Source organism: Staphylococcus warneri (assembly GCF_900636385.1).
Taxonomy (GTDB): Bacteria; Bacillota; Bacilli; order Staphylococcales; family Staphylococcaceae; genus Staphylococcus; species Staphylococcus warneri.
In genome coordinates, this window is record NZ_LR134269.1 from 2,205,645 (window position 1) to 2,231,796 (window position 26,152).

Genomic DNA, 26,152 nt, shown 5'->3' on the forward strand with positions numbered 1-26,152 from the left:
ATAGACAATAGAATAAATTAAAGGAATGAAAAAACATGCACATTCTCATTGGGATTATTGGAATTATTTTCTTCTTAGCACTCGCGTACTTATTTAGTTCAGATAGAAAGAATATTCGTTGGCAATATGTTGGACTATTATTAGTTATTCAATTAATTTTCGCCTTCATTTTATTAAAAACAAACATTGGTATTACAGTCATTGGTGGTATTGCTAATGGTTTTGGTTATTTGCTATCTAAAGCAGCAGAAGGCGTTAACTTCGTTTTCGGTGGTTTTAAATATGTAGATCCTAAAAATCCACCATTTTTCTTTAACGTTTTATTACCAATTGTATTTATTTCAGCATTAATTGGGATTCTACAATACACTAAAATTTTACCATTTATAATTAACGTATTAGGTTTCCTTATTTCAAAAATCAATGGTATGGGACGTTTGGAATCATACAATGCAGTAGCAGCAGCAATTTTAGGTCAATCTGAAGTGTTTATTTCTTTAAAACAACAACTTCCTTATATACCTAAACAACGTTTGTATACTTTAACAGCATCTGCAATGTCTACAGTATCTGCTTCAATTATAGGTGCTTATTTCACATTAATTGAACCGAAATACGTTGTAACAGCTGTTGTATTAAACTTATTCGGTGGTTTCATCATCGCTTCAATCATTAACCCTTATCAAGTTAATGAAGAGGATGATAAATTATTAGTAGCCGAAAGTGAAACGAAAAATCAATCTTTCTTTGAAATGCTTGGGGAGTATATTCTAGATGGATTTAAAGTGGCAGTCATTGTAGGTGCGATGCTTATCGGATACATCGCAATTATCGCGTTACTAAATGGCTTAGTAAGTGGTACTTTCAGTTTACTTTCACATGGCGCAATCAAATGGGACTTCCAAACTTTAATTGGATTTGTATTTGCTCCATTTGCATTCTTAGCAGGTGTTCCATGGAACGACGCAGTACAATCAGGTTCTGTTATGGCAACTAAATTATTATCAAATGAATTTGTTGCAATGCAGGCATTAGGTAAGTTAAATGGCATTTCAGAACACGCTAAAGGTGTTACTTCAGTATTCTTAGTATCATTTGCTAACTTTAGCTCGATTGGTATTATTTCTGGTGCTATTAAATCATTAAATGATAAAAAAGGTGACGTTGTTGCAAGATTCGGATTAAAATTATTATTCGGTGCGACATTAGTATCATTTATTTCAGCAGCAATTGCTGGATTCTTCATCTAATGAACAAAGGCAATGTATGAAAGAGCATTTAAACTCAATCATACATTGCCTTATTTTTATTTTTGAATCATATGGTTTATAAAATAATCAGTTACACGATAATCATCTGTTAATTCTGGATGAAATGATACACCTAAATATTCACCTTGTTTAACTGCAACGATTTTATCGCCAACTTTACTTAATATTTCAACATTGTCAGCTACCTTCGCAATATGAGGTGCTCTAATAAAAACACCTTCTATATCCTTAGCTATGCCTTTGATATCTAATTCCGATTCAAAGCTATCGACTTGTCTACCAAACGAATTACGTTCAACTGTAATATCTAATTTATTTAAATAGCCTTCTTCACCTTCAACATCACTAGCCAATACGATTAAACCTGCACAAGTACCAAACATAGGTAAATCTGATTGCTGTAACTTTTCTTTAAAACCATATAAATCCATTAACCTTCTTAATGTTGTTGATTCGCCACCAGGTAAGATTAAACCATCGATATCATCTAATTGTTCTACTTTTTTAATTGGGATACCTTCATGGCCACTTAATTCTATATGACGAATATGTTCACGAACTGCACCTTGAAGCGCTAATACACCTATTTTCATATATTACCAACCACGCTCTTGCATACGCTCTTCTAATGAAATTTGATTAATATCTAAACCTTTCATGGCAGTTCCTAATTCTGCAGCTAATTTACCAATTAGCTCATAATCTTGATAGTGTGTTGTAGCTTGCACAATTGCTTTAGCAAATTTTTCTGGATCTTCAGATTTGAAAATACCTGATCCAACAAATACGCCATCTGCACCTAATTCCATCATTAAAGCAGCGTCTTGAGGTGTTGCAACGCCACCTGCTGCAAAGTTAACAACCGGTAATCTACCATTATCTTTGATTTGTTTTAATACTTCATATGGTGCTCCAATATCTTTAGCAAATGTCATAATTTCATCATCATTCATAACAGTCAAACGACTGACTTCAGCATTAACTCTTCTCATATGTCTTACTGCTTCGACAATGTTACCTGTTCCTGGTTCGCCTTTAGTTCTTAACATAGCAGCACCTTCGCCAATACGACGAGCAGCTTCACCTAAATTACGACAACCACATACAAAAGGTACAGTGAATTGATCTTTGCGTAAATGATATTCTTCATCAGCAGGTGTTAATACTTCTGATTCATCAATATAATCCACACCCATTGCTTCTAATACACGTGCTTCTGTAATATGACCAATTCGTGCTTTAGCCATTACTGGAATAGATACAGCATTCATTACCTCTTCAACAATTTTAGGATTAGCACTACGTGCAACGCCACCTGCTGCACGGATGTCAGAAGGTACTCTTTCTAATGCCATAACTGCAACAGCACCAGCTTCTTCTGCAATTTTAGCTTGTTCTGCATTGACAACATCCATAATAACGCCGCCTTTTTGCATTTCAGCCATTCCTCGTTTAACTCTTTCAGATCCAACTATTTTAGACATAAATTCTACCCCTTTACTTCTTGATTAAATTTATTGTAAAGGATAAACTGATATTTAAAAAGGTTCAATTTATTTATTATAAAGGGGGTCAGATAAATGAGAGAGACACAATCACTCTATATTGATTTATACGAAAAATTAAAAAAGCAAATTATAGAAGGTCAGTATCAGTCAAATGACAGGTTCCCTTCAAAACGCCAATTAAGTGAGCATTTATCTTTAAGCCAAACAACAATTGAGCATGCCTATCAATTGCTATTAGATGAAGGGTTTATTTACTCTAAACCCCGATCAGGTTATTACGTATCCGATATCGAATCATTACCTGTACTTCCCAAACAATATGTTTTGCCCACAACTACATACATCAATAATGACAATACGGAGATAGAGAAAACAAATTATAATTATTCTTTCAACTTATCTGAAATCGATGCAGAATATTTTCCCACACATTTATTTAGAAAATATGCAAAAGATGTATTTGAAGATAATCAGTTTGATCTGTTACAAAGAGGAGACAATCAAGGAGAATTTGAATTAAGACAACAAATTGCGCATTACTTATTCAATAGTAGAGGAGTAACATCTCATCCAGATCAAATCGTAATAGGGTCTTCAACAGAGCAATTATTAAATATGTTGACTGATATACTTGAAGATGCGTCATTTGCTATAGAAAAACCCAGTTATCCTCCGATTAAACAAGTATTAGATAAAAAGAAATTCAACTATTTACAAGTCCCAGTCGAGAAAAATGGAATACAAACTCATCCTATTTTATCATCAGAACATAACATTATTTATATTACACCTTCACACCAGTTTCCTACTGGCCATGTCATGAATCTAAAAAAAAGAACCCAACTCATCAATTGGGCTCAACAACAAGATAATAGATACATTATCGAAGATGACTATGATTCAGAATTTAGATATTTTGGTAAACCTATCCCTGCATTACAGAGTCTTGATTCCCAAGATAAAGTCATTTATTTAAGTACCTTTTCAAAATCTATTTATCCAAGTTGTAGGATCGCATATATTGTATTACCACCGAAATTGTTAGAACAATATCATCATTATCATTATAAAGAAGCCAATACAGCTCCAGTTCATATCCAAAGAATGATTGCACAGTTTATGAGTAGTGGTAGTTTTGAGCGTCATTTAAATAAAATGAGAAAAATTTATAAAGAAAAATTGCAATTTATTTTAAATGCTTTGTCACCATACGAAAATCAATTGAAAGTTGACGGTGCACTCACGGGCATGCATTTTACTCTAACTGTTTTAAACGGATTAAACATGGAAGAATGCTTACAACGCGCTAAAGAACATTCACTGAAATTACATCCATATGAATTTGAAGAAAACTCAAATTTGAATCCTCCAAAATTTATTATAGGTTTCGGTGGTATTCCTAAAAAACGATTAGCTTCTCATACGGAAGCACTCATCAATTCGTTAATTATAAAGTAACACTTCTTTTTCTTTTGAAAAAGTTAGTGTTACTTATGCAATTGACGCTAGTCTATTGTATTTATAATTAACTTGAGGAATATAATTAAAGATAAATGGATAAACTGACTCTTTCTTATTTTAAACATAAAAAAAGAGACCTTGCGGTCTCAATGCGGCTCATCGCATCCTATTATTTGCCTGGCAACGTCCTACTCTAGCGGAACGTTAGTCCGACTACCATCGGCGCTAAGGAGCTTAACTTCTGTGTTCGGCATGGGAACAGGTGTGACCTCCTTGCCATTGTCACCAGACAAATGGAATGTATTATACATTCAAAACTAGATAGTAAGTAAAATGATTTTGCGTCGCAAAACATAAATTTTGATTAAGTCTTCGATCGATTAGTATTCGTCAGCTCCACGTGTCACCACGCTTCCACCTCGAACCTATTAACCTCATCATCTTTGAGGGATCTTATAACCGAAGTTGGGAAATCTCATCTTGAGGGGGGCTTCATGCTTAGATGCTTTCAGCACTTATCCCGTCCATACATAGCTACCCAGCTATGCCGTTGGCACGACAACTGGTACACCAGAGGTATGTCCATCCCGGTCCTCTCGTACTAAGGACAGCTCCTCTCAAATTTCCTACGCCCACGACGGATAGGGACCGAACTGTCTCACGACGTTCTGAACCCAGCTCGCGTACCGCTTTAATGGGCGAACAGCCCAACCCTTGGGACCGACTACAGCCCCAGGATGCGATGAGCCGACATCGAGGTGCCAAACCTCCCCGTCGATGTGAACTCTTGGGGGAGATAAGCCTGTTATCCCCGGGGTAGCTTTTATCCGTTGAGCGATGGCCCTTCCATGCGGAACCACCGGATCACTAAGTCCGTCTTTCGACCCTGCTCGACTTGTAAGTCTCGCAGTCAAGCTCCCTTATGCCTTTACACTCTATGAATGATTTCCAACCATTCTGAGGGAACCTTTGAGCGCCTCCGTTACCTTTTAGGAGGCGACCGCCCCAGTCAAACTGCCCACCTGACACTGTCTCCCACCACGATAAGTGGTGCGGGTTAGAAAGCCAACACAGCTAGGGTAGTATCCCACCAATGCCTCCACGTAAGCTAGCGCTCACGTTTCAAAGGCTCCTACCTATCCTGTACAAGCTGTGCCGAATTTCAATATCAGGCTACAGTAAAGCTCCACGGGGTCTTTCCGTCCTGTCGCGGGTAACCTGCATCTTCACAGGTACTATGATTTCACCGAGTCTCTCGTTGAGACAGTGCCCAAATCGTTACGCCTTTCGTGCGGGTCGGAACTTACCCGACAAGGAATTTCGCTACCTTAGGACCGTTATAGTTACGGCCGCCGTTTACTGGGGCTTCGATTCGTAGCTTCGCAGAAGCTAACTACTCCTCTTAACCTTCCAGCACCGGGCAGGCGTCAGCCCCTATACATCACCTTACGGTTTAGCAGAGACCTGTGTTTTTGATAAACAGTCGCTTGGGCCTATTCACTGCGGCTCTTCTGGGCGTTAACCCTAAAGAGCACCCCTTCTCCCGAAGTTACGGGGTCATTTTGCCGAGTTCCTTAACGAGAGTTCGCTCGCTCACCTTAGAATTCTCATCTTGACTACCTGTGTCGGTTTGCGGTACGGGCACCTGTTATCTATCTAGAGGCTTTTCTTGGCAGTGTGAAATCAACGACTCGAGGAAACAATTTCCTCTCCCCATCACAGCTTGACCTTATGAGTGCCGGATTTGCCTAACACTCAGTCTTACTGCTTGGACGTGCAATCCAATAGCACGCTTCGCCTATCCTACTGCGTCCCCCCATCGATTAAAACGATACTAGGTGGTACAGGAATATCAACCTGTTATCCATCGCCTACGCCTGTCGGCCTCAGCTTAGGACCCGACTAACCCAGAGCGGACGAGCCTTCCTCTGGAAACCTTAGTCAATCGGTGGACGGGATTCTCACCCGTCTTTCGCTACTCACACCGGCATTCTCACTTCTAAGCGCTCCACATGTCCTTGCGATCATGCTTCGACGCCCTTAGAACGCTCTCCTACCATTGTCCTACGGACAATCCACAGCTTCGGTAATATGTTTAGCCCCGGTACATTTTCGGCGCAGTGTCACTCGACTAGTGAGCTATTACGCACTCTTTAAATGATGGCTGCTTCTAAGCCAACATCCTAGTTGTCTGGGCAACGCCACATCCTTTTCCACTTAACATATATTTTGGGACCTTAGCTGGTGGTCTGGGCTGTTTCCCTTTCGAACACGGACCTTATCACCCATGTTCTGACTCCCAAGTTAAATTAATTGGCATTCGGAGTTTGTCTGAATTCGGTAACCCGAGAAGGGCCCCTCGTCCAAACAGTGCTCTACCTCCAATAATCATCACTTGAGGCTAGCCCTAAAGCTATTTCGGAGAGAACCAGCTATCTCCAAGTTCGATTGGAATTTCTCCGCTACCCTCAGTTCATCCGCTCACTTTTCAACGTAAGTCGGTTCGGTCCTCCATTCAGTGTTACCTGAACTTCAACCTGACCAAGGGTAGATCACCTGGTTTCGGGTCTACGACCAAATACTAAACGCCCTATTCAGACTCGCTTTCGCTACGGCTCCACATTAGCTGCTTAACCTTGCATCAAATCGTAACTCGCCGGTTCATTCTACAAAAGGCACGCCATCACCCATTAACGGGCTCTGACTACTTGTAAGCACACGGTTTCAAGTTCTCTTTCACTCCCCTTCCGGGGTACTTTTCACCTTTCCCTCACGGTACTGGTTCACTATCGGTCACTAGAGAGTATTTAGCCTTAGGAGATGGTCCTCCCAGATTCCGACGGAATTTCACGTGCTCCGTCGTACTCAGGATCCACTCAAGAGAGTATATATTTTCGACTACAGGATTATTACCTTCTTTGATTCAACTTTCCAGATGATTCGTCTAATATATACTTTTGTAACTCCGTATAGAGTGTCCTACAACCCCAACAAGCAAGCTTGTTGGTTTGGGCTCTTCCCGTTTCGCTCGCCGCTACTCAGGGAATCGATTTTTCTTTCTCTTCCTCCGGGTACTAAGATGTTTCAGTTCTCCGGGTCTGCCTTCTGATATGCTATGTATTCACATATCGATAACATGACATAACTCATGCTGGGTTTCCCCATTCGGAAATCTCTGGATCAACGCTTACTTACAGCTCTCCAAAGCATATCGTCGTTAGTAACGTCCTTCATCGGCTTCTAGTGCCAAGGCATCCACCGTGCGCCCTTAATAACTTAATCTATGTTTCCATCCTACAGGAAACGCGTTATTAATCTTGTGAGTGTTCTTTCGAACACTAGCGATTATTTCTTATAAATTCAAGCTTTAAAACTCTAATTCACTCGGTTTTGCTTGGTAAAATCTATTTTACTTACTTATCTAGTTTTCAATGTACAAATAAATGAATGGTGGGCCTAAGTGGACTCGAACCACCGACCTCACGCTTATCAGGCGTGCGCTCTAACCAGCTGAGCTATAGGCCCATCACGTTGAATGTTATATAAACATTCAAAACTGAATACAATATGTCAATGTTATTCCTCATCTTCTACGAAGATGTTCCGAATATATCCTTAGAAAGGAGGTGATCCAGCCGCACCTTCCGATACGGCTACCTTGTTACGACTTCACCCCAATCATTTGTCCCACCTTCGACGGCTAGCTCCATAAATGGTTACTCCACCGGCTTCGGGTGTTACAAACTCTCGTGGTGTGACGGGCGGTGTGTACAAGACCCGGGAACGTATTCACCGTAGCATGCTGATCTACGATTACTAGCGATTCCAGCTTCATGTAGTCGAGTTGCAGACTACAATCCGAACTGAGAACAACTTTATGGGATTTGCTTGACCTCGCGGTTTAGCTGCCCTTTGTATTGTCCATTGTAGCACGTGTGTAGCCCAAATCATAAGGGGCATGATGATTTGACGTCATCCCCACCTTCCTCCGGTTTGTCACCGGCAGTCAACTTAGAGTGCCCAACTTAATGATGGCAACTAAGCTTAAGGGTTGCGCTCGTTGCGGGACTTAACCCAACATCTCACGACACGAGCTGACGACAACCATGCACCACCTGTCACTTTGTCCCCCGAAGGGGAAGACTCTATCTCTAGAGCGGTCAAAGGATGTCAAGATTTGGTAAGGTTCTTCGCGTTGCTTCGAATTAAACCACATGCTCCACCGCTTGTGCGGGTCCCCGTCAATTCCTTTGAGTTTCAACCTTGCGGTCGTACTCCCCAGGCGGAGTGCTTAATGCGTTAGCTGCAGCACTAAGGGGCGGAAACCCCCTAACACTTAGCACTCATCGTTTACGGCGTGGACTACCAGGGTATCTAATCCTGTTTGATCCCCACGCTTTCGCACATCAGCGTCAGTTACAGACCAGAAAGTCGCCTTCGCCACTGGTGTTCCTCCATATCTCTGCGCATTTCACCGCTACACATGGAATTCCACTTTCCTCTTCTGCACTCAAGTTTTCCAGTTTCCAATGACCCTCCACGGTTGAGCCGTGGGCTTTCACATCAGACTTAAAAAACCGCCTACGCGCGCTTTACGCCCAATAATTCCGGATAACGCTTGCCACCTACGTATTACCGCGGCTGCTGGCACGTAGTTAGCCGTGGCTTTCTGATCAGGTACCGTCAAGATGTGCACAGTTACTTACACATTTGTTCTTCCCTGATAACAGAGTTTTACGATCCGAAGACCTTCATCACTCACGCGGCGTTGCTCCGTCAGGCTTTCGCCCATTGCGGAAGATTCCCTACTGCTGCCTCCCGTAGGAGTCTGGACCGTGTCTCAGTTCCAGTGTGGCCGATCACCCTCTCAGGTCGGCTACGTATCGTTGCCTTGGTAAGCCGTTACCTTACCAACTAGCTAATACGGCGCGGATCCATCTATAAGTGACAGCAAAGCCGCCTTTCACTATTGAACCATGCGGTTCAATATGTTATCCGGTATTAGCTCCGGTTTCCCGAAGTTATCCCAGTCTTATAGGTAGGTTATCCACGTGTTACTCACCCGTCCGCCGCTAACGTCAAAGGAGCAAGCTCCTTATCTGTTCGCTCGACTTGCATGTATTAGGCACGCCGCCAGCGTTCATCCTGAGCCAGGATCAAACTCTCCATAAAAAATTATGATGTTTGATTAGCTCATAAAACTAAATTAATTGTTGTAACTTTCGTTACATTATTGGAATTAACGTTGACATATTGTCATTCAGTTTTCAATGTTCATTTCTTTTACCGACAAGAATTAATTATACGCCTTATCAACTCGAAAGTCAATAACTTTTTATAAATAATTTTTAATCGTATATACCTCACAAAAAAATGACCTCACGGCCAAATATAGGTATTGCCTGGCAACGTCCTACTCTAGCGGAACGTTAGTCCGACTACCATCGGCGCTAAGGAGCTTAACTTCTGTGTTCGGCATGGGAACAGGTGTGACCTCCTTGCCATTGTCACCAGACAAATGGAATGTATTATACATTCAAAACTAGATAGTAAGTAAAATGATTTTGCGTCGCAAAACATAAATTTTGATTAAGTCTTCGATCGATTAGTATTCGTCAGCTCCACGTGTCACCACGCTTCCACCTCGAACCTATTAACCTCATCATCTTTGAGGGATCTTATAACCGAAGTTGGGAAATCTCATCTTGAGGGGGGCTTCATGCTTAGATGCTTTCAGCACTTATCCCGTCCATACATAGCTACCCAGCTATGCCGTTGGCACGACAACTGGTACACCAGAGGTATGTCCATCCCGGTCCTCTCGTACTAAGGACAGCTCCTCTCAAATTTCCTACGCCCACGACGGATAGGGACCGAACTGTCTCACGACGTTCTGAACCCAGCTCGCGTACCGCTTTAATGGGCGAACAGCCCAACCCTTGGGACCGACTACAGCCCCAGGATGCGATGAGCCGACATCGAGGTGCCAAACCTCCCCGTCGATGTGAACTCTTGGGGGAGATAAGCCTGTTATCCCCGGGGTAGCTTTTATCCGTTGAGCGATGGCCCTTCCATGCGGAACCACCGGATCACTAAGTCCGTCTTTCGACCCTGCTCGACTTGTAAGTCTCGCAGTCAAGCTCCCTTATGCCTTTACACTCTATGAATGATTTCCAACCATTCTGAGGGAACCTTTGAGCGCCTCCGTTACCTTTTAGGAGGCGACCGCCCCAGTCAAACTGCCCACCTGACACTGTCTCCCACCACGATAAGTGGTGCGGGTTAGAAAGCCAACACAGCTAGGGTAGTATCCCACCAATGCCTCCACGTAAGCTAGCGCTCACGTTTCAAAGGCTCCTACCTATCCTGTACAAGCTGTGCCGAATTTCAATATCAGGCTACAGTAAAGCTCCACGGGGTCTTTCCGTCCTGTCGCGGGTAACCTGCATCTTCACAGGTACTATGATTTCACCGAGTCTCTCGTTGAGACAGTGCCCAAATCGTTACGCCTTTCGTGCGGGTCGGAACTTACCCGACAAGGAATTTCGCTACCTTAGGACCGTTATAGTTACGGCCGCCGTTTACTGGGGCTTCGATTCGTAGCTTCGCAGAAGCTAACTACTCCTCTTAACCTTCCAGCACCGGGCAGGCGTCAGCCCCTATACATCACCTTACGGTTTAGCAGAGACCTGTGTTTTTGATAAACAGTCGCTTGGGCCTATTCACTGCGGCTCTTCTGGGCGTTAACCCTAAAGAGCACCCCTTCTCCCGAAGTTACGGGGTCATTTTGCCGAGTTCCTTAACGAGAGTTCGCTCGCTCACCTTAGAATTCTCATCTTGACTACCTGTGTCGGTTTGCGGTACGGGCACCTGTTATCTATCTAGAGGCTTTTCTTGGCAGTGTGAAATCAACGACTCGAGGAAACAATTTCCTCTCCCCATCACAGCTTGACCTTATGAGTGCCGGATTTGCCTAACACTCAGTCTTACTGCTTGGACGTGCAATCCAATAGCACGCTTCGCCTATCCTACTGCGTCCCCCCATCGATTAAAACGATACTAGGTGGTACAGGAATATCAACCTGTTATCCATCGCCTACGCCTGTCGGCCTCAGCTTAGGACCCGACTAACCCAGAGCGGACGAGCCTTCCTCTGGAAACCTTAGTCAATCGGTGGACGGGATTCTCACCCGTCTTTCGCTACTCACACCGGCATTCTCACTTCTAAGCGCTCCACATGTCCTTGCGATCATGCTTCGACGCCCTTAGAACGCTCTCCTACCATTGTCCTACGGACAATCCACAGCTTCGGTAATATGTTTAGCCCCGGTACATTTTCGGCGCAGTGTCACTCGACTAGTGAGCTATTACGCACTCTTTAAATGATGGCTGCTTCTAAGCCAACATCCTAGTTGTCTGGGCAACGCCACATCCTTTTCCACTTAACATATATTTTGGGACCTTAGCTGGTGGTCTGGGCTGTTTCCCTTTCGAACACGGACCTTATCACCCATGTTCTGACTCCCAAGTTAAATTAATTGGCATTCGGAGTTTGTCTGAATTCGGTAACCCGAGAAGGGCCCCTCGTCCAAACAGTGCTCTACCTCCAATAATCATCACTTGAGGCTAGCCCTAAAGCTATTTCGGAGAGAACCAGCTATCTCCAAGTTCGATTGGAATTTCTCCGCTACCCTCAGTTCATCCGCTCACTTTTCAACGTAAGTCGGTTCGGTCCTCCATTCAGTGTTACCTGAACTTCAACCTGACCAAGGGTAGATCACCTGGTTTCGGGTCTACGACCAAATACTAAACGCCCTATTCAGACTCGCTTTCGCTACGGCTCCACATTAGCTGCTTAACCTTGCATCAAATCGTAACTCGCCGGTTCATTCTACAAAAGGCACGCCATCACCCATTAACGGGCTCTGACTACTTGTAAGCACACGGTTTCAAGTTCTCTTTCACTCCCCTTCCGGGGTACTTTTCACCTTTCCCTCACGGTACTGGTTCACTATCGGTCACTAGAGAGTATTTAGCCTTAGGAGATGGTCCTCCCAGATTCCGACGGAATTTCACGTGCTCCGTCGTACTCAGGATCCACTCAAGAGAGTATATATTTTCGACTACAGGATTATTACCTTCTTTGATTCAACTTTCCAGATGATTCGTCTAATATATACTTTTGTAACTCCGTATAGAGTGTCCTACAACCCCAACAAGCAAGCTTGTTGGTTTGGGCTCTTCCCGTTTCGCTCGCCGCTACTCAGGGAATCGATTTTTCTTTCTCTTCCTCCGGGTACTAAGATGTTTCAGTTCTCCGGGTCTGCCTTCTGATATGCTATGTATTCACATATCGATAACATGACATAACTCATGCTGGGTTTCCCCATTCGGAAATCTCTGGATCAACGCTTACTTACAGCTCTCCAAAGCATATCGTCGTTAGTAACGTCCTTCATCGGCTTCTAGTGCCAAGGCATCCACCGTGCGCCCTTAATAACTTAATCTATGTTTCCATCCTACAGGAAACGCGTTATTAATCTTGTGAGTGTTCTTTCGAACACTAGCGATTATTTCTTATGAATTCAAGCTTTAAAACTCTAATTCACTCGGTTTTGCTTGGTAAAATCTATTTTACTTACTTATCTAGTTTTCAATGTACAAGTTCTATTTCCAGTCAAGCGTTTGCATACTGTTTTGTTATCATTACTTTAAATACTCATTTACTCTAGTAAACTCCAATTAAAGTAACTCAACGCATTGTCTACGAATCGCTTTCTTTGAAAAAGAAGATATGTGAATGTTATATAAACATTCAAAACTGAATACAATATGTCAATGTTATTCCTCATCTTCTACGAAGATGTTCCGAATATATCCTTAGAAAGGAGGTGATCCAGCCGCACCTTCCGATACGGCTACCTTGTTACGACTTCACCCCAATCATTTGTCCCACCTTCGACGGTTAGCTCCATAAATGGTTACTCCACCGGCTTCGGGTGTTACAAACTCTCGTGGTGTGACGGGCGGTGTGTACAAGACCCGGGAACGTATTCACCGTAGCATGCTGATCTACGATTACTAGCGATTCCAGCTTCATGTAGTCGAGTTGCAGACTACAATCCGAACTGAGAACAACTTTATGGGATTTGCTTGACCTCGCGGTTTAGCTGCCCTTTGTATTGTCCATTGTAGCACGTGTGTAGCCCAAATCATAAGGGGCATGATGATTTGACGTCATCCCCACCTTCCTCCGGTTTGTCACCGGCAGTCAACTTAGAGTGCCCAACTTAATGATGGCAACTAAGCTTAAGGGTTGCGCTCGTTGCGGGACTTAACCCAACATCTCACGACACGAGCTGACGACAACCATGCACCACCTGTCACTTTGTCCCCCGAAGGGGAAGACTCTATCTCTAGAGCGGTCAAAGGATGTCAAGATTTGGTAAGGTTCTTCGCGTTGCTTCGAATTAAACCACATGCTCCACCGCTTGTGCGGGTCCCCGTCAATTCCTTTGAGTTTCAACCTTGCGGTCGTACTCCCCAGGCGGAGTGCTTAATGCGTTAGCTGCAGCACTAAGGGGCGGAAACCCCCTAACACTTAGCACTCATCGTTTACGGCGTGGACTACCAGGGTATCTAATCCTGTTTGATCCCCACGCTTTCGCACATCAGCGTCAGTTACAGACCAGAAAGTCGCCTTCGCCACTGGTGTTCCTCCATATCTCTGCGCATTTCACCGCTACACATGGAATTCCACTTTCCTCTTCTGCACTCAAGTTTTCCAGTTTCCAATGACCCTCCACGGTTGAGCCGTGGGCTTTCACATCAGACTTAAAAAACCGCCTACGCGCGCTTTACGCCCAATAATTCCGGATAACGCTTGCCACCTACGTATTACCGCGGCTGCTGGCACGTAGTTAGCCGTGGCTTTCTGATCAGGTACCGTCAAGATGTGCACAGTTACTTACACATTTGTTCTTCCCTGATAACAGAGTTTTACGATCCGAAGACCTTCATCACTCACGCGGCGTTGCTCCGTCAGGCTTTCGCCCATTGCGGAAGATTCCCTACTGCTGCCTCCCGTAGGAGTCTGGACCGTGTCTCAGTTCCAGTGTGGCCGATCACCCTCTCAGGTCGGCTACGTATCGTTGCCTTGGTAAGCCGTTACCTTACCAACTAGCTAATACGGCGCGGATCCATCTATAAGTGACAGCAAAGCCGCCTTTCACTATTGAACCATGCGGTTCAATATGTTATCCGGTATTAGCTCCGGTTTCCCGAAGTTATCCCAGTCTTATAGGTAGGTTATCCACGTGTTACTCACCCGTCCGCCGCTAACGTCAAAGGAGCAAGCTCCTTATCTGTTCGCTCGACTTGCATGTATTAGGCACGCCGCCAGCGTTCATCCTGAGCCAGGATCAAACTCTCCATAAAAAATTATGATGTTTGATTAGCTCATAAAACTAAATTAATTATTGTAACTTTCGTTACATTATTGGAATTAACGTTGACATATTGTCATTCAGTTTTCAATGTTCATTTAATGAAATAAATAATGGTGGAGACTAGCGGGATCGAACCGCTGACCTCCTGCGTGCAAAGCAGGCGCTCTCCCAGCTGAGCTAAGCCCCCATTTATTAAGAAGTCGGGAAGACAGGATTCGAACCTGCGACCCCTTGGTCCCAAACCAAGTGCTCTACCAAGCTGAGCTACTTCCCGTATGTAGTTATATTCTTTAAAAATGGCGCGCCCGATAGGAGTCGAACCCATAACCTCTTGATCCGTAGTCAAACGCTCTATCCAGTTGAGCTACGGGCGCTTATTAAAGATGGTGCCGAGGACCGGAATCGAACCGGTACGGTGATCTCTCACCGCAGGATTTTAAGTCCTGTGCGTCTGCCAGTTCCGCCACCCCGGCAAAATAATGGAGCAGAAGACGGGATTCGAACCCGCGACCCCGACCTTGGCAAGGTCGTATTCTACCGCTGAACTACTTCTGCATTATTTCGCTTAGAAAATTTAAATAAAATCGTAATGAGCCATAGAGGATTCGAACCTCTGACCCTCTGATTAAAAGTCAGATGCTCTACCAACTGAGCTAATGGCTCAAAAGATGGTGCCGGCCAGAGGACTTGAACCCCCAACCTACTGATTACAAGTCAGTTGCTCTACCAATTGAGCTAGGCCGGCTATTAAATGGTGGAGAATGACGGGTTCGAACCGCCGACCCTCTGCTTGTAAGGCAGATGCTCTCCCAGCTGAGCTAATTCTCCTGTTATCTATTGCCTGGCAACGTCCTACTCTAGCGGAACGTTAGTCCGACTACCATCGGCGCTAAAGAGCTTAACTTCTGTGTTCGGCATGGGAACAGGTGTGACCTCTTTGCTATTGCCACCAGACAAATTAACTTACTTTATTAATAATACACGTTTGTTAATGACTTTTCAATAGTTAATTTTACACTTTGTTAAAATTAATTTTACATTCTGTTAACTGAACTACGTGTTTTTGACGACTTTTATATATTACTTCATTAACTTAAGAAAGTCAATAGTTTGTTTTGATTTTTTTCGAAAGACGTAATTTCAATTCCTTCGCCTTTTCCACTTGATCTATTCTACCACACATCATTTTCCTTAACTATAGGTATTATTACTTTCTATCAGTAAATAAGTTACTTTTATTTATCAAAAGTAACATTAATTTAAGAGGAAAATTAATTTCATCTCACTTTTTCAACAATTAGATTACATAAAAACACCAATCACAATTGTGATTGGTGTTTCTCGATAAATTATTTTTGTCTCATATAAGGGAATAATAATACGTCTCTAATTGATGGTGAATCAGTTAATAACATAACTAATCTATCAATTCCGATTCCTAGACCACCTGTAGGAGGCATACCATATTCTAATGCTTCGATATAATCTTCGTCCATTTCATGCGCTTCGTCATTACCTTGCTCTTTTTCGACTAATTGAGCTTCAAAACGTTCTTTTTGATCGATAGGATCATTAAGCTCAGTAAAGGCATTAGCATGTTCTCTTCCTACGATAAACAATTCAAATCTATCTGTAAATCTAGGATCTTCTGGGTTTTTCTTAGCTAATGGTGATATATCAATTGGATGACCGTATATGAATGTTGGTTGGATTAATGTCTCTTCTACTTTTTGCTCAAAGAATTCATTTAAAATATGACCATATTTCATATTGTCAGTGATTTCAATTCCATGTTCTTTCGCTAGTGCTTTGGCTTCTTCATCAGATTTCACATTATAGAAATCTACACCTGTAGCTTCTTTCACAGCATCAACAATGTGCAATCTTTTCCATGATGATTCTAAATCAATCTCAGTTCCGTTATATTGAACCTTAGCTGATCCAAGTACTTCTTGAGCAATATGTCTAACCATTGATTCTGTTAAGTCCATAATATCATGGTAATCTGCATAAGCTTCATACAATTCAATCATTGTAAATTCAGGGTTATGTCGTGTAGATACACCTTCATTACGGAATACGCGACCAATTTCATATACTTTTTCTAATCCGCCTACGATTAAACGTTTTAAATGCAATTCGATAGCTATACGCATATACAAAGTAGCGTCTAGTGCATTATGGTGTGTCACAAATGGTCTAGCAGCAGCTCCTCCAGCAATTTGATGCATCATTGGTGTTTCTACTTCTAAGAAACCTTTTTGATTTAGATAATTACGCATTTCTTGAATGATTTTACTACGATTAATAAATGTTCGTGTACTATCTTGATTTGTGATTAAGTCTAAATAACGTTGACGATAACGTTGTTCTATATCTTGTAATCCGTGGAATTTATCTGGTAATGGTCTTAAAGCTTTAGTTAATAGTGTAAATGATTTTGCTTTAACTGATAATTCACCAGTATTAGTTTTAAACATTACACCTTCAACACCGACAATATCTCCTAGGTCGGCATGTTTCCACAAATCAAATTGTTCTTCTCCAATTTGATCTTTTCTAACATAAATTTGAATTTGTCCTGAAAGATCTTGCACATGTGCAAATCCTGCTTTACCCTTTCCACGTTTAGTCATAATACGACCTGCTATCGCAACATGACTTTCTTCTTCTTTTTCATGTAATTCTTCTTTTGAGAATTCGTCCCAAGCCGCTTTTAATTCAGCTGCTGAAGCAGAACGATCGTATCGTTGACCAAATGGATCAATTCCTAAATCTCTTAATTCTTGTAGTTTTTGTCGGCGTACCTGCATTTGGTCGTTCATTTCTTCTGACATAACTTTCTCTCCTTTTGCTTCTTGTTTTTCAATTATTTATTTTATACATTTTGTTAGAAATGTTTAGGTATATCAATCATTTCTCTTTGTTATCTTAGAGTCACTTTTATCTACTCTAAATATAGCGATGCCAAGAAGCGTGCTAAATCTTTTCATAACATCTATCTTCTCACCATATCATTTTACTAAACGGTAATGTTCTAATAAAGTATTTACTACTTTATCTTTAACTGTTAAAACTTAATCAATTTTCAAAAACAACTAGAATTAAATAATTTAAGTCACTATGTAGTGTCTCACATCATCAATCTCTTCGTTACTCATTAAGACATATATCTTTTAACAGTACTATCTGCTATTACTAAGTTTTCAATCAATTTTTGGGAACGGGGTTCAATGTGTTTCGATGCGATATCATTCAATGGAATAAGCACAAAAGCGCGTTCTGTCATTCTCGGGTGAGGAATGATTAAATTATCTTCTTCAATGATTTCATTTCCATACAGTAAAATATCTACATCTAGTGTTCTAGGCCCCCATCGAATCTTCCTTACACGGTGAAGTGCTTCTTCCGTTTCTAAACATCTCTTTAATAATTCCTGAGGATTTAATGTTGTCTCTATTTCTATACATAAATTAAGAAACTGTGGTTGATCAGTGTAACCAACTGGCTCTGTTTCATAGATAGGAGATATAGAGGTAACATCAATGTATTGGTATTGGTCAATAATTCGGATGGCTTGTTGTAATTGATGTGCTCTATCACCTATATTACTTCCTAAGCCTAAATATGCTTTAACCATTTAATTACGCTCCCTCACTATTTCTATACCTACCCCATCGTAATGTCCTGGTATTGGAGGATTTTCTTTAGTTATTCTAACTTTCGTTTCCATTACACGATTATAGTGTGAATTTATACGTTTGGCAATACGTTCTGCTAGATGTTCTAGTAAATTAGAGGGTTCTCCTTCAACAATCTCTTTAACATCTTCAAAGACTTCTCCATAATGTACCGTATCTTTCACATCGTCTGATTGACCAGCATCATGTAAATCTACTTTCAAAGTAATATCTACTATGAATATTTGACCTATTTCATTTTCTGCCGGCAATGCACCGTGATAACCATAAAATCGCATTCCATTAAGAAATATGATGTCGTTCATTTTCATTCTCCTTTAGAAAATCCATGCTTTGTGCAATACGTGAATTAAGTTTAACATTGTGTACTCTCACAGCTTGAACGCCCTTCATTATACCATAAGCAGTTGTTGCTGCTGTAGCTTCGTCCCTTTCAATGGCTTTTGAATCTCCACCCATCATTTCTTTAATGAATCTTTTACGACTAGTAGCCAATAAAATCGGATAATCTGTTGCAACTAACTCATCAAGTCGAGCCATCACTTCGTTTTCTTCATCTCTAGTTTTAGCAAACCCTATACCAGGATCTAGCCAAATTTTAGAATGTGGGATGCCTGCCATTTCAGCTTTATTAGCTTGTGCTAATAAGGTAACAAGCATTTCATCTACAACTGGCTTATCTCTTTTACCATCCCCATTATGCATTAGAACAATTTCTGCATCATATTGAGCAACAACTTTCAATATTTTAGGATCGTACAAACCAGCCCATTGATCATTAATCATTGTAGCGCCTAACTTCAAACAAGCTTCTGCTACTTCACTTCTATATGTATCAATTGATATTTGTATATTAAGCCCTATCAATGCTTCAACAACTGGTATAACTCTATCCAACTCTTCTTCTAGAGTAACTTCTTGATATCCAGGCCGAGTTGAAACACCACCTACATCAACTATATCAACACCTTCATCAATCATTTCTTTCGCTCGTGAAACTGCTTTTTCAACAGAATTATATTTCCCACCATCTGAAAATGAATCTGGCGTCACGTTAAGTATGCTCATAATTTTAGTTTTTGACATTTAATCACCTTTTCTATTTTGAAATATTTCATGCTTTTTCATATCACTTATAATGATATCACTACTTTCAACATAATTTCAGTGGTAAAAATTAAATAAACTACTCTAAATAATAGTAAAAATGAATTGGCTATACTCATACGTATGTAACCAATAAAAAAGCGAAGTCGATTTATACGACTTCGCTTTGGTAGCTTATATAATTAGTCATCAAATGAGTATAAAGGTGTAGATAAGTAACGTTCACCATTACTTGGTAATACTGTTACTACTGTTTTACCTTTACCTAATTCTTTAGCTTTTTGAATAGCTGCATGAATAGCGGCACCAGAAGAAATTCCTGATAAAATACCTTCTTCTTTTGCAACACGACGTGCCATTTCCATAGCAGTTTCATTGCCTACTTTAATAATACTATCGTAAATGTCTGTATTTAACGTATCCGGAACAAATCCAGCACCTAAACCTTGTAATTTATGTGGCCCTGGTTCTCCACCACTTAGAACTGGTGATGCTTCTGGTTCGATAGCAACTATTTCAATATCAGGGTATTGTTGTCTTAAAACTTTACCGACACCAGATAATGTGCCACCAGTACCTACGCCAGCTAAGAATGCATCGATTGTTTTACCTTCAAACTGGTCAACTAATTCTGGACCAGTTGTAAGTTCATGAACTTCAGGGTTTGCTGGGTTTTCGAATTGTTGGGGTTCAAAGTAACCATGCTCTTCTTTAAGTTCTTTGGCTTTTTTAATTGCACCCTTCATTGCTTCTGATCCAGGTGTTAATACTAATTCTGCACCATATGCTTTTAATAAGTTACGACGTTCTTGACTCATTGTTTCAGGCATAGTGAACACTGCTTTGTATCCTTTGGCTGCACATACAAATGCTAAACCAATGCCTGTGTTACCACTTGTCGGCTCCACAATAGTATCTCCAGGTTTGATTTTACCTTCTTTTTCAGCTTTTTCAATCATAGCTAAAGCTATACGGTCTTTAACTGAACCTCCTGGATTTTGATATTCTAATTTAACGTAAATATCTGCCGCATCTTCATCAACAACATTTCTCAATTTAACTACTGGTGTGTTTCCAATAATTTGTGTAATGTTTTCTACTGGTTTTTGTGCCATTCCAAACACTCCTTATAGATAGAATTAATAAAACTTAGTCTTTTTATCGGATATTTATATTCTATCAGAATTTTCTAAAAAAACAAATATATCCTACAAAATCTTGTGCATATTTATCGACATACATTTAATAAATTCCCTAATTTAATTTGTAATAAACTTCTGTTGAATTTATGCCATTGATTCTAATAATTGGTTAAGCTCAGCTTCACTATAATTATATTTATTTCCACAGAAGTGACAAACTGCTTCCGCACCATGATCTTCTTTAATCATATCTGTGATTTCTGCTTCCCCTAAACCTTTAATAGCATTCAAGAATTTTTCATGACTACAATTACATTCAAATTGTGCAGGTGATGTTTCTAAAATTTGGACATGTTCTTCTCCAAGAATTTCATTTAAAATTCCTTCCGGTGTTAATCCTTGCTCAATGAGTTTAGATACTGGTGTCATTTGATTAATTGCTTCTTCTAATTTACTGATTGTTTCTTCTTTGGCACCAGGCATCACTTGGATAATGAATCCGCCTGCTGCTTTAATCGTATTATCTGGATTAACAAGTACTCCTAAACCAACAGAAGATGGTGTTTGTTCACTTGTCGCATAATAGTACGTAAAATCTTCTCCTAGTTCACCAGAAACTATTGGACTTGAACCGGAAAAATAATCTTTCATTCCTACATCCTTAACTACTTGTATAGAACCTTCTGTCCCTACTGCTCGTCTAACATCTAATTTTCCTTGTTCGTTTAATGGAAAATGTGTTTGTGGATGATCCACATAAGCGCGTACATTACCTTTAGCATCTGCATCTGCAATAATTCTGCCAATAGGACCACGACCATCAACCGTTACAGTTAATTTCTGGTCTCCTTTTAGCATTGCTCCCATCATTACAGTAGCAGTCATCGTTCTTCCCATTGCAGCTGAAGCTGTTGGCCACGTATAGTGTCTTGTTTGAGCTTCCTGTACTGATTCTGTTGTTAATGTTGCATATGCTCTAATTTCACCATCAAACGCTAGTGCTTTAACAATATAGTCATGTGTCATTATTTAATTACTCCTTTTATATATCTTTACGATGCTTCGTTTCTTTTAATTAATATCATTTTCGAATAACTATTATACATCTGTTGTTTACTTTCATGAAATGATTTGTTTTTAGATAAATTTGGTTGTTTGTTTATACAAACATTATTTACAAAAATACACATTGCTTTATTTATACAAAAATATCTCCCTACTATATGTGTGATAGTAGGGAGATTAAACTATGTGCTTCTTTACTGTCTATGATTTGGATCGTTAGGATTATATGGTTTGTCTATATTCGGTGATTGTTCATGACCAGTTGGTTCATCTTCTGACTCATCTTCATTATGATTGTCTTCACCTTTATGATCTAACGATTGCTCTTTACGAACATCTTCGTATGATTTGCCATATTTACCTTCATCAAATTCTGAATTAGTTTCTTTAACGACTTCAGCTGAATCGTAGTCAACCTCAGGTAATTTACCTTCGTGGAATAATGATTGGATTTGTTCAGCAACCAATGTTTCTTCTGTAAGTAAAGTTTTAGCAATAAGTTTTAATTGTTCTTGATGCTCTAATAAGATTTCTTTACAACGCTCATATTGTTCTTTAACGATACGTTGTACTTCTTTATCAATTTCGTAAGCGATTTGGCCAGAATAGTTAGGTTCACCTTGCATGTCTTTACCTAAGAATACTTGACCGCCACCGCTACTAGAGAATTGTAATGGTCCAAGCTTTTTACTCATACCATATTCAGTAACCATAGAACGTGCAATTTGAGTTGCTCTTTCAAAGTCGTTAGAAGCTCCAGTTGATACTTCACCAAAGTTAATATCTTCTGAAACTCGACCACCTAATAAACCACAGATTTTGTCTAATAGTTCTGGTTCAGTCATTAAGAAACGATCTTGTTTAGGTAGCATCATTGCATAACCGCCAGCTTGTCCTCTTGGAACAATTGTTACTTTGTGTACAACTTCTGCTTCATCAAGCACCATACCGATAATTGTATGACCTGCTTCATGGTGCGCAACAATGTTTCGTTCTTTATCAGAGATGACACGTGATTTTTTAGCAGGACCAGCAATAACTCGGTCTGTTGCTTCCTCGATATCACGCATATCAATTTTGTTCTTACCTTCACGAGCAGCGATTAACGATGCTTCATTTAATAAGTTTTCTAAATCCGCACCAGAGAATCCTGGTGTTCTTTGAGAAATAGCTTTTAAATCAACAGTTTCATCAAGTGGTTTGTTTTTCGCATGAACATGTAAAATGGCTTCACGACCTTTAACATCTGGACGACCTACTTGAATTTGTCTATCGAAACGACCTGGACGTAATAACGCTGGGTCTAAAATATCAGGACGGTTTGTTGCAGCAATCATAATAATACCTTCATTTTCACCAAAGCCATCCATTTCGACTAATAATTGGTTCAATGTTTGTTCACGTTCATCGTGTCCACCACCAACACCAGCACCACGTTGACGACCTACTGCATCAATTTCATCTATGAAAATAATACATGGTGCATTTTTCTTCGCATTTTCAAATAAATCACGCACACGGCTAGCACCAACACCAACAAACATCTCAACAAAGTCTGAACCACTAATTGAGAAGAATGGTGCACCAGCTTCACCTGCAACTGCACGTGCAAGTAATGTTTTACCAGTACCTGGAGGACCTACAAGTAAAACACCTTTCGGAATTCTAGATCCCATTTGTTTGAATTTCTTGTTGTCTTTTAAGAAATCTACTATTTCAACAAGTTCTTGTTTCTCTTCATCTGCGCCTGCAACATCTGAGAAACGAACACGGCGTTTACTACTATCGTACATTTTCGCTTTGGATTTACCAAAGTTCATCATACGACCACCGCCGCCCCCACCTTGGGCTTGGCTAAGGAAGAAAATAAATAATAAAGCAATGATTAAAACTGGAATCAATGTTGTTAAGATACTAACAAATACACTTTGTTCTTCTTCTTCTTTAACTGTAAATTTCAATCCATCTTGTTTTTTCGCTGTATCAGTGATTTTTTGTAAATCTTTTTCATTATTAAATAATATTGTTGATGAATAATCTTCACCATTTTTTGTTTTACCACTTACCATGTATACATTTTGCTCAGGTTGGATTTCTAATGATTTTAAATCACCTTTATCCAATTTATTAACAAACTGCGTATATGTAAGCTGTTTTGGCATATTTCCATTACCATTTAAGAAAGAAAACAGGCCAAATATGATAACGCCTATAATTGCGATAACTAGCACATTGCGAAACGCTTTCTGCATGTGACATTTCCTCCTACTTCCAATAATAAAACTAACAAAAATTGTAACACAATACATCTTTAGCAGGCTACTATTTCAACTTTAGTATTGGTTTATCAATTTTAGTCAATTTCCACTATAGAGATTTTTATTTTTCATAATATCGTGATTGCAAAATATCTAATTTAATTATATTTTTACGATTTAAATCGAGTCTACACTATATTGATGTTGAATCATAGCAAAAAAACATCGTGTCCAACGTTTCGATTTAATCTAATCTATATCTTATGAATAAACTTCAGGTTTTAAAGTACCAATATAAGGTAAGTTTCTGTAATGCTCACCATAATCCAATCCATATCCGACTACGAATTCATCTGGGATTTTTTTGCCGACGTATTTAGCTTCAATATCAGCTTTTCTACGATTTGGTTTATCTAATAGAGTAACAATTTCTAATGAGTTGACTTTACGTGATTCTAATAATTCAGTGATGGATTTTAATGTAGTACCAGTTTCTAAAATATCTTCGATAATGAGTACATCTTTATTTTCAATTGATGAACCTAAATCTTTGATAATTTGAACTTCACCTGTAGATTCAGTACCCCCGTGGTAACTTGAAACATCCATAAAGTCGATTGATAAGTGTGTATCAATTCGCTTAATTAAGTCTGCCATAAACATAACTGACCCTTTTAAGATACCCACACAAACAAGGGGCTTATCTTGGTAATCTTTAGTTAACTGTTGTCCTAAATCCTTGCAAATCGTTTGAATATCTTCTTCACTTAATACATTACTTTTTATATCCTCGTGCATTTGTTATTCATCTCCAATATTTCTAATATTTATATAATGTTTATAGTCTTTGTTCATAAACAATTGACCTACAGCAATTATTTTACCTTCTGCATTGATAACAACTGGTAAACGATTTCGTTCAATAGCATCGATTTTTTTATCTATTAACAATCGACTTACTTTTTTATGTTTGCCAGTATATCCATTTAATAAAAAACGATCGCCATTTTGACGTTGTCTTATTGTTAATGGGAACTGATTTAATGGAAAGTCAGGTTGTATTTCAATCTCATAATCACCAAAACGATATGTATGAGGTACTTCGATGACTTGTGTTGAATTCACGTCGTTCATTTCTGTATTAGCCATTATTATTAATGTATCATATGCAATTTGAATTATCCATTTATCTGTTATATCAATTGTGAATTGTGATTTTTGATTTGAAATTTGATTAAACCATGTTTGATACATTTTATCAGATATCGTTTTAGACAGTGTTGTCTTTTCAAATAATTGATCTAGCACATGTACTTTCAAATTATCTGTCAATCGATTAAATCGTCCTCTAGGAATCACTATTTTATCTTGATTCTCAGATACTTGTACTGCTTCATTGATAAAGTGATGTGCCGATTTTCTAAGTGTAGCTAACTCTTGGTCATGCCAAGATTTTAATTTTAATAAGTGCGCTACGTCTAGTTGTTGATTATCCATTACTGCTGGTATGATACGATTTCTTATATCATTTCTGACGTATACATTTTTATGATTAGATACATCCTCAAAAAACGGAATGTTATATTGATTTTGATAAGATTTGATAGTAGCTTTTGAGATGTCTAGCATCGGACGAATAAGTTGGTAACTACTACGTTGAGAAGTATAGGCAATACCTAAATGACTACGTGTAAATCTACCAGTAAACAATCTATAAAAGATAGTTTCGATTTGATCATCTTGATGATGTGCAGTTAGTAACACATTGGCCCCAAGTTGTTTCATGATACTATCAAACCAATCATACCTGTATTGGCGAGATACATTTTGAATACTGTTCCCCGCTTCAACTGTTTCTGATAAATCTAATCGTTTGATAAAATACTCGATTTGATGTTCTTCACAATACGTTTTAAAAAATGCCTCTTCTTCTATGGATGCTTGTCTTAACCCGTGATTTACATGAATACATGTCAGTTTGCTATATGTATGTTGATATTCATTTAATAAAAGATGTAGTAAACACATACTATCTATACCTGTTGATACGGCTAATACAATATGATCCTGTTTGGACCACCCTGTAGCATCAAGTTCCATCATACCTTTCACCTCCAAGCATTTAAATAACCTATCATCAATACATTGTTACAATAAAAATAGACTGCTCCTTCATCAAGAAACAGTCTTA

General features: G+C 39.7%; 13 protein-coding genes, 9 tRNA genes and 7 rRNA genes. 2 read left to right on the forward strand and 27 right to left on the reverse strand.

Going from position 1 to position 26,152, the window contains the following annotated elements; translation table 11 throughout:
* Positions 1–35: 35 nt before the first annotated feature.
* A complete protein-coding gene (locus EL082_RS10790) occupies positions 36–1,250 on the forward strand; it encodes a NupC/NupG family nucleoside CNT transporter (protein ID WP_002465580.1) in 1,215 nt (404 codons plus the stop codon).
* A 56-nt stretch (positions 1,251–1,306) separates the two neighbouring features.
* Here the strand turns inward: EL082_RS10790 and pdxT are convergent, their stop codons facing one another.
* Positions 1,307–1,864 carry a pyridoxal 5'-phosphate synthase glutaminase subunit PdxT gene (pdxT, locus tag EL082_RS10795; RefSeq protein WP_015365361.1) on the reverse strand — a complete coding sequence of 186 codons (558 nt, stop codon included), beginning with the start codon at positions 1,862–1,864 and terminating at the stop codon, positions 1,307–1,309.
* A gap of 3 nt (positions 1,865–1,867) precedes the next feature.
* The gene (gene pdxS, locus EL082_RS10800) at positions 1,868–2,755 is read right to left on the reverse strand and encodes a pyridoxal 5'-phosphate synthase lyase subunit PdxS (protein ID WP_002451194.1); all 888 of its coding nucleotides are present in this window, start codon (positions 2,753–2,755) and stop codon (positions 1,868–1,870) included.
* A gap of 96 nt (positions 2,756–2,851) precedes the next feature.
* On the opposite strand from pdxS, the gene pdxR reads away from it, so the two are divergent.
* Entirely contained in the window at positions 2,852–4,237 is a 1,386-nt protein-coding gene (pdxR, locus tag EL082_RS10805; RefSeq protein WP_002465559.1) for a MocR-like pyridoxine biosynthesis transcription factor PdxR, read from the forward strand.
* 178 nt (positions 4,238–4,415) lie between these two features.
* On the opposite strand, the gene rrf (EL082_RS10810) is transcribed toward pdxR, so the two are convergent.
* The 25 genes from rrf (EL082_RS10810) to tilS all read right to left on the reverse strand — a co-directional run bounded on the left by rrf (EL082_RS10810) (position 4,416) and on the right by tilS (position 26,061).
* Positions 4,416–4,530: ribosomal RNA gene (gene rrf / locus EL082_RS10810) — 5S ribosomal RNA — on the reverse strand.
* Positions 4,531–4,600: 70 nt separating this feature from the next.
* A 23S ribosomal RNA gene (locus EL082_RS10815) occupies positions 4,601–7,522 on the reverse strand.
* A gap of 166 nt (positions 7,523–7,688) precedes the next feature.
* Positions 7,689–7,765: transfer RNA gene (locus EL082_RS10820), tRNA-Ile, on the reverse strand.
* A 94-nt stretch (positions 7,766–7,859) separates the two neighbouring features.
* Positions 7,860–9,412: ribosomal RNA gene (locus EL082_RS10825) — 16S ribosomal RNA — on the reverse strand.
* A gap of 228 nt (positions 9,413–9,640) precedes the next feature.
* Positions 9,641–9,755: ribosomal RNA gene (gene rrf / locus EL082_RS10830) — 5S ribosomal RNA — on the reverse strand.
* A gap of 70 nt (positions 9,756–9,825) precedes the next feature.
* Positions 9,826–12,747: ribosomal RNA gene (locus EL082_RS10835) — 23S ribosomal RNA — on the reverse strand.
* 377 nt (positions 12,748–13,124) lie between these two features.
* Positions 13,125–14,677, reverse strand: a 16S ribosomal RNA gene (locus tag EL082_RS10840).
* A 122-nt stretch (positions 14,678–14,799) separates the two neighbouring features.
* Positions 14,800–14,875, reverse strand: a tRNA-Ala gene (locus EL082_RS10845).
* Between the two features lie 13 nt (positions 14,876–14,888).
* Positions 14,889–14,962: transfer RNA gene (locus tag EL082_RS10850), tRNA-Pro, on the reverse strand.
* Positions 14,963–14,985: 23 nt separating this feature from the next.
* Positions 14,986–15,062: transfer RNA gene (locus EL082_RS10855), tRNA-Arg, on the reverse strand.
* 10 nt (positions 15,063–15,072) lie between these two features.
* Positions 15,073–15,161, reverse strand: a tRNA-Leu gene (locus EL082_RS10860).
* A gap of 7 nt (positions 15,162–15,168) precedes the next feature.
* Positions 15,169–15,243, reverse strand: a tRNA-Gly gene (locus tag EL082_RS10865).
* Between the two features lie 35 nt (positions 15,244–15,278).
* Positions 15,279–15,351 (reverse strand) — tRNA-Lys (locus EL082_RS10870).
* A gap of 6 nt (positions 15,352–15,357) precedes the next feature.
* Positions 15,358–15,433: transfer RNA gene (locus EL082_RS10875), tRNA-Thr, on the reverse strand.
* Between the two features lie 7 nt (positions 15,434–15,440).
* Positions 15,441–15,516 (reverse strand) — tRNA-Val (locus EL082_RS10880).
* Between the two features lie 11 nt (positions 15,517–15,527).
* Positions 15,528–15,642 (reverse strand): 5S ribosomal RNA (gene rrf / locus EL082_RS10885).
* The 16S, 23S and 5S rRNA genes sit together here with 9 tRNA genes alongside, the layout of an rRNA operon.
* 395 nt (positions 15,643–16,037) lie before the next feature.
* Positions 16,038–17,525, reverse strand: coding sequence for a lysine--tRNA ligase (lysS, locus tag EL082_RS10890; protein WP_002465701.1), 1,488 nt, complete (start codon positions 17,523–17,525; stop codon positions 16,038–16,040).
* Between the two features lie 323 nt (positions 17,526–17,848).
* On the reverse strand, positions 17,849–18,328 hold the full coding sequence (folK, locus tag EL082_RS10895) for a 2-amino-4-hydroxy-6-hydroxymethyldihydropteridine diphosphokinase (RefSeq protein ID WP_002465702.1): 480 nt from the start codon (positions 18,326–18,328) through the stop codon (positions 17,849–17,851).
* Complete coding sequence (folB, locus tag EL082_RS10900; protein ID WP_002465711.1) at positions 18,329–18,694, reverse strand: dihydroneopterin aldolase; 366 nt, start codon at positions 18,692–18,694, stop codon at positions 18,329–18,331.
* Positions 18,672–19,475 carry a dihydropteroate synthase gene (folP, locus tag EL082_RS10905; protein ID WP_049416066.1) on the reverse strand — a complete coding sequence of 268 codons (804 nt, stop codon included), beginning with the start codon at positions 19,473–19,475 and terminating at the stop codon, positions 18,672–18,674. The genes folB and folP overlap by 23 nt, the downstream gene beginning before the upstream one ends.
* 203 nt (positions 19,476–19,678) lie before the next feature.
* Complete coding sequence (cysK, locus tag EL082_RS10910; protein WP_049416067.1) at positions 19,679–20,611, reverse strand: cysteine synthase A; 933 nt, start codon at positions 20,609–20,611, stop codon at positions 19,679–19,681.
* 171 nt (positions 20,612–20,782) lie between these two features.
* Positions 20,783–21,664, reverse strand: a complete 882-nt coding sequence (gene hslO, locus EL082_RS10915; protein WP_002465687.1) for an Hsp33 family molecular chaperone HslO — start codon at positions 21,662–21,664, stop codon at positions 20,783–20,785.
* Between the two features lie 233 nt (positions 21,665–21,897).
* Positions 21,898–23,955 carry an ATP-dependent zinc metalloprotease FtsH gene (gene ftsH / locus EL082_RS10920; RefSeq protein ID WP_049416070.1) on the reverse strand — a complete coding sequence of 686 codons (2,058 nt, stop codon included), beginning with the start codon at positions 23,953–23,955 and terminating at the stop codon, positions 21,898–21,900.
* A gap of 267 nt (positions 23,956–24,222) precedes the next feature.
* Positions 24,223–24,759 carry a hypoxanthine phosphoribosyltransferase gene (gene hpt, locus EL082_RS10925; protein ID WP_049416074.1) on the reverse strand — a complete coding sequence of 179 codons (537 nt, stop codon included), beginning with the start codon at positions 24,757–24,759 and terminating at the stop codon, positions 24,223–24,225.
* 3 nt (positions 24,760–24,762) lie between these two features.
* A complete protein-coding gene (tilS, locus tag EL082_RS10930) occupies positions 24,763–26,061 on the reverse strand; it encodes a tRNA lysidine(34) synthetase TilS (RefSeq protein ID WP_049416103.1) in 1,299 nt (432 codons plus the stop codon).
* Positions 26,062–26,152 lie beyond the last annotated feature (91 nt).